The 16,869-nt window shown below is 69.6% G+C and carries 15 protein-coding genes; 14 read left to right on the forward strand and 1 reads right to left on the reverse strand.

Translation table 11 applies throughout. From position 1 onward, the window contains the following. The first annotated feature begins 83 nt into the window (after positions 1-83). From H074_RS34080 to H074_RS34130, 14 genes are all read left to right on the forward strand, one after another. Positions 84-5,918 (forward strand): type I polyketide synthase, encoded by a 5,835-nt coding sequence (locus H074_RS34080; RefSeq protein ID WP_007034650.1) that lies wholly within the window; start codon positions 84-86, stop codon positions 5,916-5,918. A gap of 1 nt (position 5,919) precedes the next feature. Then, positions 5,920-6,360 (forward strand): acyl-CoA thioesterase, encoded by a 441-nt coding sequence (locus H074_RS34085; RefSeq protein ID WP_005154182.1) that lies wholly within the window; start codon positions 5,920-5,922, stop codon positions 6,358-6,360. Position 6,361: 1 nt separating this feature from the next. Then, positions 6,362-6,934 (forward strand): flavin reductase family protein, encoded by a 573-nt coding sequence (locus H074_RS34090; protein ID WP_007034651.1) that lies wholly within the window; start codon positions 6,362-6,364, stop codon positions 6,932-6,934. Positions 6,935-6,949: 15 nt separating this feature from the next. Further along, positions 6,950-7,117, forward strand: coding sequence for a DUF6222 family protein (locus tag H074_RS41195; RefSeq protein ID WP_167333191.1), 168 nt, complete (start codon positions 6,950-6,952; stop codon positions 7,115-7,117). Further along, on the forward strand, positions 7,114-8,820 hold the full coding sequence (locus tag H074_RS34095; RefSeq protein ID WP_007034652.1) for an acyl-CoA carboxylase subunit beta: 1,707 nt from the start codon (positions 7,114-7,116) through the stop codon (positions 8,818-8,820). Before H074_RS41195 ends, H074_RS34095 begins: the two co-directional genes overlap by 4 nt. A gap of 11 nt (positions 8,821-8,831) precedes the next feature. Further along, a complete protein-coding gene (locus H074_RS38870; protein ID WP_051072066.1) occupies positions 8,832-9,023 on the forward strand; it encodes an acyl-CoA carboxylase subunit epsilon in 192 nt (63 codons plus the stop codon). Positions 9,024-9,393: 370 nt separating this feature from the next. After that, a complete protein-coding gene (locus H074_RS41200; RefSeq protein ID WP_167333192.1) occupies positions 9,394-9,543 on the forward strand; it encodes a hypothetical protein in 150 nt (49 codons plus the stop codon). A gap of 104 nt (positions 9,544-9,647) precedes the next feature. Then, positions 9,648-9,956 carry a DUF6235 family protein gene (locus H074_RS34100; protein ID WP_039924068.1) on the forward strand — a complete coding sequence of 103 codons (309 nt, stop codon included), beginning with the start codon at positions 9,648-9,650 and terminating at the stop codon, positions 9,954-9,956. 240 nt (positions 9,957-10,196) lie between these two features. Beyond that, complete coding sequence (locus H074_RS34105; RefSeq protein ID WP_039924158.1) at positions 10,197-10,682, forward strand: DUF6423 family protein; 486 nt, start codon at positions 10,197-10,199, stop codon at positions 10,680-10,682. An 8-nt stretch (positions 10,683-10,690) separates the two neighbouring features. Further along, positions 10,691-12,010, forward strand: a complete 1,320-nt coding sequence (locus H074_RS34110) for an FAD-dependent oxidoreductase (RefSeq protein WP_007034656.1) — start codon at positions 10,691-10,693, stop codon at positions 12,008-12,010. Beyond that, a complete protein-coding gene (locus tag H074_RS34115) occupies positions 12,003-12,488 on the forward strand; it encodes a DUF6187 family protein (RefSeq protein WP_007034657.1) in 486 nt (161 codons plus the stop codon). Before H074_RS34110 ends, H074_RS34115 begins: the two co-directional genes overlap by 8 nt. Then, positions 12,460-13,026, forward strand: coding sequence for a carboxymuconolactone decarboxylase family protein (locus H074_RS34120; RefSeq protein ID WP_039924070.1), 567 nt, complete (start codon positions 12,460-12,462; stop codon positions 13,024-13,026). Before H074_RS34115 ends, H074_RS34120 begins: the two co-directional genes overlap by 29 nt. A gap of 267 nt (positions 13,027-13,293) precedes the next feature. After that, positions 13,294-13,485 carry a hypothetical protein gene (locus tag H074_RS34125; RefSeq protein WP_007034659.1) on the forward strand — a complete coding sequence of 64 codons (192 nt, stop codon included), beginning with the start codon at positions 13,294-13,296 and terminating at the stop codon, positions 13,483-13,485. Positions 13,486-13,719: 234 nt separating this feature from the next. Next, complete coding sequence (locus H074_RS34130; protein WP_039924160.1) at positions 13,720-14,325, forward strand: response regulator transcription factor; 606 nt, start codon at positions 13,720-13,722, stop codon at positions 14,323-14,325. A 190-nt stretch (positions 14,326-14,515) separates the two neighbouring features. Here the strand turns inward: H074_RS34130 and H074_RS34135 are convergent, their stop codons facing one another. Further along, on the reverse strand, positions 14,516-16,834 hold the full coding sequence (locus tag H074_RS34135) for a sensor histidine kinase (protein ID WP_007034661.1): 2,319 nt from the start codon (positions 16,832-16,834) through the stop codon (positions 14,516-14,518). Positions 16,835-16,869 lie beyond the last annotated feature (35 nt).

The raw sequence follows: 16,869 nt of genomic DNA on the forward strand, positions 1-16,869 counted from the left end.
TGCAATGCGGACGGCGCGTTCCTCCTGGCGCCGAGGCCGGATTCCGTGACTTGAGTGGTTGAGAGCTAGGGGAGTGCGGTGGCATGAGCGTTGAGCGGATTTCGATTGTCGGTATCGGTCTCCGATACCCGGACGCCGGTTCCCCGGAAGAACTGTGGGAGAACGTCCTCGCCGGCCGCCGGGCGTTCCGGAGACTGCCCGACGAGCGGATGAACCGCGAGGACTACTACTCGCCCGACGCGGGAGCGCCGGATCGTTTCTACGCCCAGAAGGCCGCGGTCCTCCGCGACTACGAGTTCGACCGGATCAAGTACAAGGTCGCGGGCAGCACGTTCCGCTCGACCGACACCACGCATTGGCTCGCCCTCGACGTCGCCGCTCAGGCGCTGGCGGACGCGGGATTCCCCGAAGGCGACGGGCTGCCGCGGTCCGCCACCGGCGTGGTCATCGGCAACAGTCTCACCGGCGAGTTCTCGCGCGCCAACATCATGCGGCTGCGCTGGCCGTACGTGCGCCGCACGGTCGCGGCGGCGCTCGCCGAGCGCGGCTGGGCCGAGGGCGACACCGCCGAGTTCCTCCACGATCTCGAAGCGCAGTACAAGGCCCCCTTCCCGGAGATCGACGAGGACACGCTCGCGGGCGGACTGGCGAACACGATCGCCGGCCGTGTCTGCAACTTCTTCGACTTCGGCGGCGGGGGATTCACCGTGGACGGTGCCTGCTCGTCGTCGTTGCTTTCCGTGGTCACGGCGGCGAACGCGCTTTCGGAGGGTGACCTCGACGTCGCCATCGCGGGCGGTGTCGACTTGTCGATCGACCCGTTCGAGGTGATCGGTTTCGCCAAGACCGGCGCGCTCGCCAAACGGGAGATGAAGGTCTACGACGCCGATTCCAACGGGTTCTGGCCCGGTGAGGGGTCCGGCATGCTCGTGCTGATGCGCGAGGAGGACGCGATCGCGCAGGGCAAGCGGATCTACGCCAACATCGGCGGCTGGGGTGTTTCGTCCGACGGCAAGGGCGGCATCACCCGCCCCGAGGCGTCGGGTCACCGCCTCGCGCTCAAGCGGGCTTACGAGAAGGCCGGCTACGGCGTCGAGACCGTCTCCTACTTCGAGGGCCACGGCACCGGGACCGCGCTGGGCGACGCCACCGAGATCGAGGCGCTCTCCACCGCCCGCCGCGACGCCGACCCGCTCGCCGACCGCGCCGCGCTGAGCACGATCAAGGGCAACATCGGCCACACCAAGGCCGCGGCCGGTGTCGCCGGGCTGATCAAGGCGACGCTGGCGGTCTACCACCAGGTCATCCCGCCCGCGACCGGCCACTTCGAACCGCACGAGTCGCTGGTCGGTGACTCCGCGCGGATGTACGTCCCCGCCGAAGCCGGCCTGTGGCCCCCGGACCAGCCGGTCCGCGCGGGTGTCTCCGCGATGGGGTTCGGCGGCATCAACTCGCATGTCACCGTCACTGAAGCGCCGGGCGCGGCCCGGCGCAAGGAACTCGACGAACGGACCCGGTCGCTGGTCGCCGGACGGCAGGACGGCGAACTGCTGCTCCTGGACGCCGACGACGCCGCGTCGTTGCGCGGCCGGGTGACCGGTCTGCTGGAGGTCGTGCCGAAGCTCTCGTTCGCGGAACTCGCGGACCTCGCGGGCACGCTTTCCGCGGAACTGTCCGGGAAACCGGTCCGCGCGGCGATCGTCGCGGCGGGCCCGGACGACGCCGAGCGCAAACTGGCCAAGCTCCTCGACCTTCTCGGTGAGGGGGAGCCGGAAGTCTTCTCCGCCAAAGAAGGCATCTTCGCCGGTTCTCGCTCGAAGGACCCGAAGATCGGATTCCTGTTCCCCGGTCAGGGTTCCGGGCAGGGCAGGGTCGGCGCGATGCGCAAACGCTTCGCCCACGCCGACGACATCTACCGCGCCGCCGGCCTGTCCACCGGCGCAGACCAGGTCGCCACCGACGTCGCACAGCCGCGCATCGTCACCGGCTCGCTGGCCGGGCTCCGCGTGCTGAAAAGCCTCGGCATCGAGGCGGGGACGGTCGCGGGCCACAGCCTCGGCGAGCTCACCGCGCTGCACTGGGGTGGCGCGCTCACCGAACGCGAAGTCCTCAAGCTGGCCAAGATCCGCGGCAAGGTGATGGCGACCGCGAGCGACGGGAACGGCGCCATGGCCGCGATCGCCGCCACTCCGGGGATCGCCGAGAGGCTCGCCGAGGGCGAAGAGGTCGTCATCGCGGGCTACAACGCGCCAGAGCAGACCGTCCTTTCCGGGCCGGCGGAGGCGATCGACCGGGTGATCGCCCGTGCCCGTACGGAGGGGGTCACGGCCGCCCGCATCAACGTCTCGCACGCCTTCCACTCGCCCGCGGTCGTCCCGGCCGCCGAGGCGATGACCGCGGAGCTCGCCGCGTTCGACTTCGCCCGGCTCGACCGGCCCGTCGTCTCCACGGTGACCGGTGACGTCCTGCACGCCGCCGAAGACCTGCGTGATCTGCTGCGCGACCAGGTGGTCCTGCCGGTCCGCTTCCGTGAGGCGGCCGCGAAGGTCGCCGAGCGCAGCGACCTGGTGATCGAGGTCGGCCCCGGCCGAGTGCTCACCGGTCTGTTCGGTGCGATCGCGCCCGGCACCCCGGCGCTCTCGATCGACACCGACAGCCTGACGCTGGCCCCGGTGCTGAAGGTGGCCGGTGCCGCGTTCGCGTTCGGCGCCCCGTTGGAGACTTCCGCGCTGTTCGACGGCCGTGTCGTGCGGCCCCTGCCGGTGGACGGAAAGTTCTCCTTCCTCGCCAGCCCGTGCGAGGCCGCGCCGTCCATCGGAGCCGAACTGGCCCGCGACCGCGTCGCCGAGCCCGCCGGCGCCGCGGCCGGGACGGCCTCGGAAAGCGGTGGCAGCAGCACCCTCGACCTGCTGCGCAAGCTCGCTTCCGAACGGGTCGAACTGCCGCTCGAAGCGGTCACCGCCGACACGCATCCGCTCGACGACCTGCACCTTTCGTCGATCACCGTCGGTCAGCTGGTCAACGACGTGACCCGCGCGCTCGGCCGCCCGGCGCTGGAGGGCATGCCGAACTTCGCGACCGTCTGCCTCGGCGAACTCGCCGAGATGATCGACGAACTCGCGCAGACCGCCAAACCCGCCGACGGCAACCAGGCCGAGGTCGCCGGGGTCGGCCCGTGGGTCCGGCCGTTCGCGGTCGAGTACGTCGTCGCGCCGAAACCGTCGCCCGACCTCACGCCGGGTATCTCCGCGGCCGGTGTTTCGCGAGCGGAGTGGACGGCGTTCGCCCCGGACGGCCACCCGCTGGCGGAGCCGCTGCGCGCGGCCCTGGCCGGCGCCGGGGTCGGCGACGGTGTCCTCCTCTGCCTGAACGCGGACAGCGGTTCCGGCGACGTCGGACTGTTCCTGGACGCCGGCCGCGCGGTGCTGGCCGCGCCCAACGGCACGCGGTTCGTCGTGGTGCAGCACGGCCTCGGTGCTTCCGGTCTGGCGAAGACGCTGCGGCTGGAGGACCCGTCGGCCCGCACCACGATCGTCGATCTCGCCGATGTCGATCCCATCGACCCCGAGGCGATCAGTGCCGCGGTGTCCACTGTCGTCGCCGAGGTGGCGGCGACCAACGACTTCAGCGAAGTCCGCTACGACACCGCCGGGGTCCGCACGGTGCCGAAGCTCGCCGCCCTGACCCCGTCCGAGGCCGAAGGGACCCCGCTGGGCACCGGCGACGTCCTGCTCGTCACCGGCGGCGGCAAGGGAATCACCGCCGAGAGCGCGTTGGCGCTGGCCAAGGATTCCGGCGCGAAACTGGCGCTGCTCGGCCGGAGCGACCCGGCCGATGACGCCGAGCTGTCGGAGAACCTCGGCCGTATGGCGGCGGCGGGCATCACCTACCGCTACGAGCGCGCCGACGTCACCGACGGGAGGCAGGTGGCCGACGCGATCGGCCGGATCCAGGCCGGATTCGGCCCGGTCACCGCGGTGCTGCACGGCGCGGGCCGCAACGAGCCCGCCGCGCTGTTCTCCTTGACCGAGGAGAGCTTCCGCAAGACGCTGGCCCCGAAGATCGGCGGCCTCAACGCTGTCCTCGATGCCGTCGACAAGGACAAGATCAAGCTGCTGGTGACCTTCGGCAGCATCATCGGACGGGCTGGCCTGCGCGGTGAGGCGCACTACGCCACGGCCAACGACTGGATGACCGAACTGACCGTGCGCTTCGGCCGCGAGCACCCCCAGGCCCGGGCGATCGCCCTCGAATGGTCGGTCTGGTCCGGGACGGGGATGGGCGAAAAGCTCGGTGTCGTCAGCGCTTTGATGCGCGACGGCATCACCCCCATCCCGACCGAGGAGGGCATCGAGATCCTCCGCCAGGTCGTCGGCGATCCGGCGGCCCCGTCGGTACTGGTCGTCTGCGGCCGGACCGCGGGGCTGGCCACCCTGCCGGTGGAGAAGCGCGAACTGCCGCTGACCCGCTTCGTCGACCGCGCCGTCGTGCATTACCCGGGTGTCGAGCTGATCACCGAGGCCGACCTTTCCGCGGGCAGCGACCCGTATCTGGCCGACCACCTGCTCGACGGCCAGTTGCTGTTCCCGGCGGTGATCGGCATGGAGGCGATGACCCAGGTCGCCAAGGCCGCGCTGGCCGCGGAAACCCTGCCGGCGCCGGTGTTCTCCGACGTCGAGTTCCTGCGCCCGATCATCGTCTCGCCGGGCGGGTCGACCACGATCCGGCTCGCCGCGCTGGCCAGGGACGCCGAAACGGTGGACGTGGTCCTGCGCAGCGGGGAGACCGGGTTCAGCGCCGACCACTTCCGCGCCCGGTTGCGGTTCTCCCGGCCGGATCCGCTCGGCGAGACCGTCGTCCGCGACGTCGCGCTGCCGCCCGTCCCGGTCGACCCGACGACCGAGCTCTACGGCACGGTTCTGTTCCAGGGCAAGCGATTCCAGCGGGTCACCGGGTACCGGCGGGCCAGCGCGCGGCACGCGGTCGCGGAGATCGCGACCGGCGCCGAGGTCGACTGGTTCGCGCCGTTCCTCCCGCAGGAACAGCTCCTGGCCGACCCGGGTACCCGCGACGCGATGATGCACGCGATCCAGTGCTGCGTCCCGGACGCGACCCTGCTGCCACAAGGGATCGAGCGGCTGTACCTGGCCGAACCCGGAGAGCAGGACCCCGAGTACGTGCTTCTCGACGCGCGCGAGCGTTCGCAGGACGGTGACAGCTACCTCTACGACCTCGACGTCCGCAACCCCGACGGGAAGCTGGTCGAGCGGTGGGAAGGGCTGAAGCTGCGCGCGGTGCGCAAGCGTGACGGCGAAGGACCTTGGGTCCCGTCGATGCTCGGGTCCTATTTGGAGCGTTCGGTCGAACGGCTGCTCGGCTCGTCCCGCGCGATCGTCGTCGAACCGGACCCGGTGGGCGTTTCCGTGGAGACCACGCCGGAACGGCGGGCGCAGACGGCATTGGCCGCCGGCCGCGCGGTCGACGCCCCGCTCGAGATCCGCTACCGCCCGGACGGGAAACCGGAGGCCGACGGAGCCGAGGTGAGCGCATCGCACAGCGCCGGCCTCACCCTGGCGATCGCGGGCACCGGCCGGATCGCGTGCGACGTCGAAACGGCGATCGAACGGACATCGGAGGACTGGGCGGGCTTGCTCGGCGAGGACCTGCTCGCGGTGGGCGAACTGCTCGCCGCGGACGCCCGCGAGCCGCTTTCGGTCGCGCACACCAGGGTCTGGAGCGCGCTGGAATGCGTGCGCAAGACCGGGGACATGACACAGGCGCTCACCGTGCACCGGGTCGACCCGGACGGCTGGGCGGTGCTTTCCCACGGCGGTGCCCGCATCGCCACCTGGGTGACGACCGTCAACGACCGGACCGATCCCGTCGTCTTCGCGGTGCTCCAGGGAGAGGAGAACTGACATGGCCGACTACTACGAGATCCTCCACACGGTCGGGTTCGAAGAAACCAACCTGGTGGGCAACGTCTATTACGTGAACTACGTGCGCTGGCAGGGCCGGTGCCGCGAAATGTTCCTGAAGGAGAAGGCGCCCGCGGTGCTCGAAGAGGTCCGTCACGACCTCAAGCTCTTCACACTCAAGGTCGACTGCGAGTTCTACGCGGAGATCACCGCGTTCGACGAGCTGTCCATCCGGCTGCGGCTGGAAGAGCTGACCCAGACCCAGATCCAGTTCACCTTCGACTACGTCCACCTCACCGCGGAGGGCGAGCGGCTGGTGGCCCGCGGACGGCAGCGGATCGCGTGCATGCGCGGCCCGAACACGGCCACGGTGCCCAGCCGGGTACCCGAACAGCTGCGTGAGGCGCTGGCCCCGTACGCGGTCGACGGCAAGGGGGAATGACGTGGGCACGGTGGAGGAGCCCTCGCGGCCGGTGCTGAAACGCCTGCCGACACCCGCGACACGGCGCCGGTTGTCCGCGCAGGCCGGGCTGCGGGAGGTGATGGGCCAGTTCGCCACCGGGGTCACCGTGTTGACCGCCGGGGGTGAACGGGCCCACGGGATGACCGCCAACGCCGTCACGTCGGTGTCACTGGAGCCGCCGATGGTGCTGTGCTGTGTTTCCCGCGCGGCCCGGATGCACGAGGCGATCGTGACGGCGGGCTCGTACGCGGTCACGGTCCTGGCGTCGGACCAGAAGGAATTGGCGAAGTACTTCGCGGACTGGCGCCGCCCGGCCGGGCTCGCGCAGTTCGACTCGGTGGACTGGACGGCGGGGCCGCAGACCGGCGCCCCGCTGCTCGACGGCGCGCTGGCCTGGCTGGAATGCGAGCTGGCGGAGGTCTACGAAGGCGGTGACCACTCGATCTTCCTCGGCAAGGTGGTCGCCTCCAGCCGCGGCACGGCACAGGACTCGCTGGTCTTCTACAGCGGCGGCTACCACCAGATCGACGGCCGGGTACGGGCATCGGCCTAAGGGAGAGGAACTGTCATGACCATCAACGAATCCACCACGCCTGCCCCGGCTCTCTCGCCCGAGCGGCCGCCGGTGGTCACCACGATGCCTCGGCTCGGGCGGGGGGTGTGCTGGCGCGACATCGTGCGCGAGATCGAACTCGACGAGCTCGAGCGCGAGGCCCGCATGAAGGAGGCGGCGTGACCCTGCAGGGCGATCCGGGCGCCCAGCGCACGGAGGACTCCGAGGTGGTGCCGCTGCCGGAAGACCGGCTGCGGCGCCCCCGGATCCCGAGGGCGACCGACGGGCGGGTGATCCCGCTCGCCCGCGGCGCCGAACCGGTCTGGAAGTCTCCCGGACCGACGATGCCGTTGCTGCGCGCCCAGCGCGACGAACTGCGCGAGCACATCGTCGACGGACGGCTCGACGGCGTCCGGCGGCAGCACTCGCTCGGCAAGCACACCGCGCGTGAACGGCTGGACCTGTTGCTGGACCCCGATTCCTTCACCGAGGTCGAGCTGTACCGGCGGCATCAGGCGAGCGGTCTCGGGCTGGCGGAGAACCGGCCGTACACCGACGGGGTCATCGCCGGCTCGGGCACCATCGACGGGCGGCGCGTGTTCGTCTACGCGCAGGACTTCACCGTCTTCGGCGGTTCGCTCGGCGAGGCGCACGCGGCGAAGATCCACAAGGTGATGGATCTGGCGATCGCCACCGGCTCGCCGCTGATCGGCCTCAACGACAGCGGGGGAGCGCGGATCCAGGAAGGCGTCATGGCGCTCAACGGCTACGGCGGCATCTTCCGCCGCCAGGTCGAGGCGTCCGGCGTCATCCCGCAGATCAGCGTGGTGCTGGGGCCGTGCGCGGGCGGGGCGGCGTATTCGCCCGCGCTCGCGGATTTCGTCTTCATGGTGCGCGACACCGCCCGCATGTACCTGACCGGACCGGACGTCGTCGAGACCGTGACCGGGGAACGGGTCAGCCACGACGAACTGGGCGGCGCGGACGTGCACGGCGCGTCGTCCGGTGTGGCGACCGTGGTGCACGACGACGAGGAGAGCTGCCTCGCCGACGTCCGCTACCTGGTGTCGCTGCTGCCCTCGAACTACCTGGAGCCCGCGCCCCGCGAGCCGTCTCAGGACGCGGCCAAGGACCGGCGGCCGCGGTTCGCCGAACTCGTCCCGGTGGAGCCGAACAAGCCGTACGACATGCGTGACGTGTTCTCGGAACTGGCCGACGACGGCGAGTTCTTCGAACTGCACGAGCGATGGGCACGGAACGTGCTGTGCGCCCTCGCGCGGGTCGACGGGCGCGTGGTCGGCCTGGTCGGCAACCAGCCGGTGGTGTTCGCCGGCGTGCTCGACGGCCCGGCTTCGCAGAAGGCGGCGCGGTTCGTGCGGTTCTGCGACGCGTTCAGCATCCCGCTGGTGACGCTCGTGGACGTCCCCGGCTTTCTGCCGGGGGTCGAGCAGGAGCACTCCGGGATCATCCGGCACGGGGCGCAATTGCTGCACGCCTACTGCGAGGCGACCGTGCCGCGCGTCCAGGTCATCCTGCGGAAGGCGTACGGCGGCGCGTACATCGTGATGGACTCGCGGTCCATCGGGACCGACCTTTCGCTCGCGTGGCCGACCAACCAGATCGCCGTGATGGGCGCCGAGGGCGCGGTCAACGTGCTGTTCCGCAAGGATCTCGCCGCGGCGTCCGATCCGGACGCGTTGCGCGCCCGCCTGGTCGCCGAATACACCGAGGAGTTCATGAATCCGCAGTACTCGGCCGAACGCGGGCTGGTCGACGACATCATCGACCCGGCGGACACCCGTTCCGCCGTCGCCAGGGCGCTGGACATGCTGCAGGACAAGCGAAAGGCTGCGCCGCGGCGCAAGCACGGCAACCACCCGATCTGAACGGGGGAACCATGTCACCGTCCGGAATGGACACCGTGCCGGTCTTCCGGGTCCTGCGAGGGGACCCGGAAGACGCCGAACTGGCGGCGCTCGTCGCCGTCTTCACCGCGTTGGCTTCGGCCGCGCCCCCGTCCCCGGCGCCGGTGCGTTCCGCTTGGTCGCCCCGAACCTCGAAGACCTGGCGTACGTCGACGCTGCGCTAGGTCCTGCGCGTAAGTCCGTGAAGGCCTCCTTGAGAGACCCAGAGTCCCTCAAGGAGGCCTTCACGGACTTACGCGTCTTCACTGCCGGTCCCGCTGCTCGGGGATCGCGGGCTCGGGCCACGACAGGCCCAGCAAGTCGACGTCGAGTTCGTCGTCGGCGTAGATCTCGTACGGGTCGAGGCGTTCGGTCATGGCGCGCTCCTTGGCTTCCGGGGTACCACAAGGGCACTACCGGCGGCCCTTCACCGGCGACTTTTCCTTTGCTCATCGAGCGCTCCGGTGTCCTCGATCGCGCCACGATCGGCTCCCGAGCGGACGGGTCCATCCTTGTTGTCAAGTGAGTCGTTCATCGAAGGCCGGGAGGAACGTCATGACGGCACAGGTGCGAATTTGGGTCGTGACCGATGACCTCGACCCGTGTGGGACCACCGAGGCCGACGCGACGGCGTTCGTCCCGGAGCCGAGGCGGGCCGCCGAAAACGAGTTCCCGGCCGAGCACATCGTCCTCGGCTACAACTAGGCCGGGACCGGCACGGACAGCACGGACAAAGAAGACTACCTGGTATCGCGCGCGCGAGAATGAAGATCGCCCGCGAACCGGCCAGACCACGAGGAGGCCTCCGGATGGCTATGCGCCTCCAGCTCACGTCGGGTTTGCAGGTGCTGGAAGAATGGGCGATCAATGCCCCGCAAGCCGACCGCAATGTTGTCTACGAAGCGCTTTTCGCGGTGGCCGACGGATCTGCTTTCCTCATCTACGACATTTTCGGCGACGGTCGCGATCCGCACCAATTCATTATTCTGGTGAAACACGATCTCGTCATCCGGATAGGTCTCAAGCGGACCGATTCCTCGTTCGAGATCGTCTACATCGGCGCGCTGGAACACGGCACCCCCGCCGCGGCATGGGCCGACGACGTCGACGGTTCCTGATCCGGTACCGCTGAACGGCCCAGTTTCCGCACCGGTACCGGCAGCCTTTCGTACCAGTGGATCATGTGTTCCTCATCTTGACATCGTCCAGTTCCGCGTGAAATTCTTCGGGTGTTTGCGGATGGGGAAATTCTGCCGGTCTGGAATTGCGGTTATCGAGGTCTGGAGGCATGAAAGATGTCATCTCCTGAATTCCCGGGATTGGATGTTTCCACGCGGGTGCGCGCGCGTGACATCCAGATGGCCGGGGTCGCCGACGTCCGCCGACGGGTGCTGATGATCTCCGGGGCGATCGACACCACCGAGCACGACATCTCGGTCAGCGTCAACCTCCCCGAACCGGGCCGCTGGCAGGTGATCAAGTCCGAGACCAACCTGACCGACAAGACCTGGGTCGCGATGCAGGTCGTCACCGACGAGGACTCGACCTTCGTCAACGACGCCGACACCCTCGTGCTTTCCCGCCAGTTCTCGAAGTCCTTCATGACGCCGGATCAGCGCCGTCTCACCTTCTACGACGGTGAAGTCCGGCCCGGCGAGGCCGTGCTGAAGGTGTACTCTTTGGACGCCGGCGGGCGGAAGCCGACCTACTCCTACTCCCGCTACAGTCCGATCGCGACCGACACCGCCGAACAGTCCCGGCAGACACTGGACGAACTGATCGGCAACGGGATGAAGCAGCGCCCCGTGATCGAGCTGATCGTCCCGGTGACCGTGATCGGCTGAGTACGCCGGTGATCACCTTCGTCCCGGAACCCCATCTGCTCGAATCGCCGCGCGGACGTGAGTGGCCGGTTCTCCCAGGTACCCGCGCGGCGGTCACCCCCGGACCGCCGTCCGGCGCCGACGTGGTCATCGTCGGGGCCGGCCCGGCCGGGCTCGCGGTCGCTTCCGCGTTGTGGCACCACGGGGTACGCGACATCGTCGTCGTCGACCGCGACGGCCGCCCCTGCGGCCGGTTCTTCGACCGCGTCGATCTGCTCGGCCAGCGCGTGCTGCGGTCGCCGTACGAACACCACCCCGGCGTCGAGGGCTACCGCGACTGCGAACTGCTGGACTTCGCCCGGCTGCACTGGTCGGTGCTGACCCCGGTGGAGCGCCGGGAGATCCGCATGGCGCAGGCCGGGCACCGCTCGGTCGTCCCCGTCGACGTCTTCGAGGCATACTGCCGGCACCTGGCGGCGAGCCACCACGTCACCGAACGGACCTGGCGCGGTTCGGTCCGTGAGGTGCTGCCGACTTCGGCCGCGGTCACCGTGCGCGCCGACCGGTTCTCCGTCACCGCGCGCCACGTCGTGCTGTGCCTCGGCGAGGAGCGCCGGTCCGCCCCGGACACCTGGTGGGGCGGCGGCCATCCGCCGCGTGGCGTGAGCTACTGGGACGAACCCGTTCCCGGCGGCGGGAAGCGCCTCGCCGTCGTCGGCGCCGGCCTCACCGCCGCGCACCTGATCTCCAGCGGGCTCGCCCAAGACCGCGAGGTGCACTGGGTGGTCCGCGAAGCGGGCGAACGCTATCAGTGCGCCGATGTCAACTCGTCGTTCTTCCGTCCCGAAGGCCGCGCACGCTTCGACGGGGTGAGCTGGTCCGACAGGCTCGAACTGATGGGCCGCTTCCGGCGAGCGTCGATCATGTTCGAGTTCCGGCCGATGCTCGAGGCGGCCGAAGCCGAAGGGCGGCTGATCGTGCATCGCGGCAAGGCGATCACGAAGGTGACACCGGGTGTCGGCCTCCATCTCGAAGACGGTTCGCGGGTTTCCATCGACCACGCCGTGCTGGCGCTCGGCACCACGCCGTCGATCGGTGACGGCCTGATGCCCGACGAGGCCGTTCTCGACCGCGGTGGCTGGCCACAGCTGGACGAACGCACTTTCGCCTACCTCGGCGCGCCCCGGGTCTTCGCCGTCGGCGCGGCCGCGGGGATGGCGCTGGGCCCGGCCGCCCGCAACATCGACGGCCACCGCGTCGCCACCGCGCGGGTCGCGGCCGCCGTCGCCGAGAACCTGCGCCGGGACGCCCCGTCGAGGATGGCCGCGAAGGACGTCGCCCGTGTCTGAGCCCTACGACTCCCGCTTCACCTTGCCGTCGATCGACGACGCGCCCTCGACCGAGTCGGGGGTGATCCTGATGGGATTGGACGCCGAACGCCTGCTCGCCGGCGTCGGGCTCGCTCGTCTCGCCGACGAGCCCGCGCTGGTCGCCCTCGCCGTGGACCAGGCCCGGCACGACGCGCTCGACCTCGGCACCGACGCGCTGATCGAGGCCGGGATCCTCCGCTGGCGCGCGGTCCGCCCGCTGATCGAAGCAGGTCCGGAGATGACAGCGGTGGGTTCGCTGCGCCGAGAATGGGAACACGCCACCGCGCGGGTCGCCGCCACGGTGACCGGACTGGGACCGGCATCGGTGGCCTGCCTCGCGGCCTGCTGGCTGCGTCGCGATGACATCGACGACATGGCCGAGTTCGCCGAGCACGGGCGGGCGCCGAAAAACGGGAGCGATACACAGGATGTCCTATCTCGGGTCTTTGCCGACTGACGCCACGTTGCTGCAGGTGTTCCAGAAGTTCCCCGCCCCGGCGGCGAAGCTGCTGGACCTCCACGAACTGATCATGCGGGCGCCGTCGGCGTTCGGCGCCGGGGAGCGGGAGCTGATCGCGGCCTACGTCTCCGGCGTCAACGATTGCCGGTACTGCCACGGGGTCCACACCGTCACCGCGGAGGCTTTCGGTGTGCCGGAAGGACTTCTGGCCGCCGCACTGGCCGATCTCGGCTCCTCGCCAGTGGACGACCGCATGAAGCCCGTGCTGGCCTACGTGGGCAAGCTGACCCGGACGCCGTCCCGGATGACCCAGGCCGACGCCGAAGCGGTCTTCGCGGCGGGTTGGGACGAGGCCGCGCTGCACGACGCCGTCCTCGTGTGCGCGTTGTTCAACTTCATGAACCGGATGGTGGAAGGACTCGGGATCCGCGCCGATTCCGCCTATGCGAAGACCTCGGGCGAGCGGTTGAAGGAGGGCGGGTACGCCGGACTGGCGACGCTCCTCGGAGAGGCCTCCGTCGAGCGAGCCCACTGACTGCGCCATTCGGGTCGGATAGGCGCCCGGTGACCACAAGCGGTCACTGTGTCGCACGGAGATCACCCTGACACTTTCCGTTACCGGCAGCGGCTCGTATTACTCCATTCGATAGCACGGTCGCGGAAGTGGAGCAGTCGAAGAGAACCTTCTGGCGTAGGCGAAAAGCACATCCTCACGATGATGCATGGCACTGGTCGCGCACCGGCCCCGAGCAGCACGATCTCCTCATCGAAGGAACACCACCGAACAGCCTGGGAGCCATCGATGATGAACGCTGTGACCGACGACGTCCGCTCGCTCTTCGCCGTCCGGGGGATCGACACCGGTTTCGCCGGAAACCAGGTCGAGCTGGTGATCGACCGGTTCGACCACTGGACCAATCAGCCCCGTGGTGAGGTTTTCAACTGTTTCACCGGCGCCTGTTGTACCGCCCCGCCGCTGGCCGAGGCGAGCTGAAAGCACCCGCCGGCCGTCACTCGCACCCCGAAGGCGAGTGGCGGCCGGTTTCGCGTGTGGGGCAGGTCGACGGAAAGTAGCCGACCGAGTGTGGGATCCGTCGCCGCGTGACCCTTTCGCCATGCCGTCCCGGTGAGGGGACGAGCCGACTCATCACCCGAACGGTGGAACGCGTTCTGTGCGGGCGTGTTTATGTTGGGGCCATGGGGGTGCGCGTGAGGGGACGGCGCGATGGTGATCAGAGTTCTCGTGGCCGAAGACATGCATATCGTCAGGGGGGCGCTCGTCGCACTGCTGCGTTTGGAACCGGACATCGAGGTGGTGTCCGAAGTGGCGTCCGGTGACGAGATCCTCTCCGCCGCGCGGATTTCCCGCACCCAGGTCGCGGTCATCGACATCGACCTCCCCGGGAAGGACGGGCTCACCGCGGCCACCGAACTCCACGAGCAGCTCCCCGAGGTCAGGACCCTGATCCTGACCAGCCTCGGCAGGCCCGGCACGCTCCGCCGGGCACTGGCGGCCAAAGTGAGCGGATTCCTGTTGAAGGACGCCCCCGCGGAGAAACTCGCCAACGCCGTGCGCGGGGTGGCGGCCGGGCGGCGGATGGTCGACGGCGATCTGGCACTCGCCGCCTGGGACACCGTGGAATGCCCGCTGACCCCGCGGGAGATCGACGTCCTGCGGCTGACCGCCGAAGGCCGCGACACCCTGGAGGTCGCGGCGAAGGCCTTTCTCTCCACCGGAACCGTGCGCAACTACCTGACCACGATCGTTTCGAAGCTCAACGCGCGCAACCGGGTCGACGCGATCCGGATCGCCAAAGAGTCCGGCTGGATCTAGGGCGTGTTTCATAAGCCAAGTTCGCGGTCTTCGCGCCCAGGCGGTCCCTGACGGCACGGGCGGATGCGGCCGAGTACGACCCGGTACGAGGCCGATCCGCCCGCACCGTCAGGAACCACCTGGATCACGAAGCCCATCGAACAGGCTTATGAAACACGCCCTAGCGCCGCGTGTCGTCCGGCTGGACACCCTAGACCGGGACCACGGCACGCAACCGGAACCGCCCGTCGGCCTCGACCCCGGCGGTCAGCTTCCCGCCGAGTCCGGCGACGCGGTCGGACATGTTCGTGATGCCGCTGCCGGGGGCTTCCACCCGCACCGGCTGCTCCGGCTTCGGTGGCCGCCCGTGCACGACACCGTCGTTGACGATGTCCAGCGCGACGCCGTCACCGGTCCGCCGCACGGCGATCTCGCAGCGTTCGACCTTGCTGTGCCGCAACACATTCGTCACGCCCTCGCGCAGCACCACGGCCAGTACCGTCCGCACCGTCGTCGGCAGGTCGGCGTGCTCGATCTCCAACCGCACCTTGACGTCGGCGGCCACCAGCACCGCCTGCGCCGACCGGGACTCCTGATCCAGGGACAGTTCCCGGTAACCGCTGGCCACCGAGCGGACGTCGGCGAGCGCCTGCCTGGTCAGCCCGAGGATCTCCAGCAGCTCATCGGAGGCGCGGCCGGTGTCGATGTCCATGATCCGGCTGGTCAGCTCGCTCTTCAACGCGATCGCCGACAGGCTCATCCCCAGCAGGTCGTGCAGGTCGCGGGCGAACCGCAGCCGCTCCTCCGCGACCGCGACCTCGGCGAGGCGTTTCCTCGTCTCGCCCAGTTCGGTCACCAGCCGGATCAGCCAGATGAGACCGAAGACCATCAGCCCGGTGTTCAGGATGGAGGCGAAGGTGTAGAAGCCACCGAGGAAGTCGGTGCCGTAGGCGATCCGGATCAGCACCACACCGGCGGCGGTCACGGCGAACGCCGTCCACCCGGCCAGCGGCGGCAGCACCAGCAGCGCGGTGCCGGCGAACAGGCTGGGCAGGCTCACCCAGGCGGTCCCGAGCGGGATCAGCGGCAGGAAGATCAGGCAGGCCTGGACGAACAGCAACGCGTAGCTCTGCCGCGAGCGCAGCCGGACGTTCGGGCGAGCGAAGTAGGACAGCTGCAGCGTGGTCAACGCGGTGAGATACCCGGCGATGAGCGCGAGGGACCAGCCGTCGGTCAGCATGAACGCCCGGGTCATCGCGGAGAGGCCGAAGATGATGAAGACCGCCGTCAGCATCCCTTGGACTTTCCTGGCGTCGATCCGGGACCAGTGGCCGGATCCTTCGGTCAGCGCCGTCTCGGTGGGCTCGATCCGGTCGGGCACCGGGAGTTCGGCGTGCAGCCGCCATCGACCGGCCGCGTCGGGGCCCGCGCTGAGCTTCCCGCCGTGCGCGGCGACCTCCTCGGTCACCCGGCGCAGGCTCTCGGCCGTTTCCTCCGGGACGTCCTCGTGCGCCGTCCCGTCGTGGACGATCTCCAGCGCGACCCGGCCCCCGTTCTCGCGCACGGTGATCTCGCAGTGCTCGACGCCGGTGTAGCGGAGCACGTTCGTGACCCCCTCCCGCAGCACCTTCGCCAGCAGGGTGCGCAGCTTCACCGGGAGCTCGACCTGCGCGAGATCGACCCGCACCGCGACGTTCGACGCCGAGAGCAGCGACACCGCGGTCCGCGATTCCTTGTCGAGCGACAGCTCCCGGTAGCCCCTGGCCACCGACCGCACGTCGGACAGCGTCCGCTGGGCGATCCCGGTGATCTCGGCGAGTTCCTCACGCGCCCGGTCCAGGGACTTCCGCAGCAGCCGGTGCACCAGTTCGCCCTTGAGCGCGATCGCGGACAGGCTGAGCCCGAGCAGGTCGTGCAGGTCCCTCGCGAAGGCCAGCCGCTGTTCGGCCACGGCCCGCCTCGCCAGTTCGGTCCTGGCCTGGTGCAGTTCGGTCACCAGCCGCGCGAGCCAGGTCAGCAGGTACACGACGAGGGCGTAGAAGATCGCGGTGACGCTGTCGAACACCGCTCCGAGCCAGGTCTCGTCGTAGGTCCACAGGATCCACGTCGTGCCCGCCATGAACACGGTGAACACGGTCCAGCCCGTCCGCGGCCGGAACAGCAGCAGCGCGCTGCCCGCCGCGAGGGTGGTCAGCGAGCTCAGCGCCGCCTCGAACTGCAGGGTCGGCAGGAACGCCAGGCATGCCTGGACCGCGAGCATCGCTTTCGCGAGCCTGGTGTCCAGCCGGACCGCCGGACGGCTGAAGTACAGCAGCTGGATCGCCAGCACGGGCCCGACGTACAGCACCGCCAGCAGCCCCTGCCAGAAGTCCACCCCGGGCCGCAGCAGTACCGCGAGGAGACCGAACAGGCAGGAGTTGACGAAGACGACGGTGATGATCAGCCCGGCGAGGAACAATGCCCGCCGTGGGCGCCGGTCGACCCCGGCGGTACCCAGAGGTTCGGCGGTGACCGCGAGCTGTTCCGGCACAGGCACCCCAGTGGTAACAGAAGACGTCTTGATCC

Source organism: Amycolatopsis decaplanina DSM 44594 (genome assembly GCF_000342005.1).
Lineage (GTDB): Bacteria > Actinomycetota > Actinomycetes > Mycobacteriales > Pseudonocardiaceae > Amycolatopsis > Amycolatopsis decaplanina.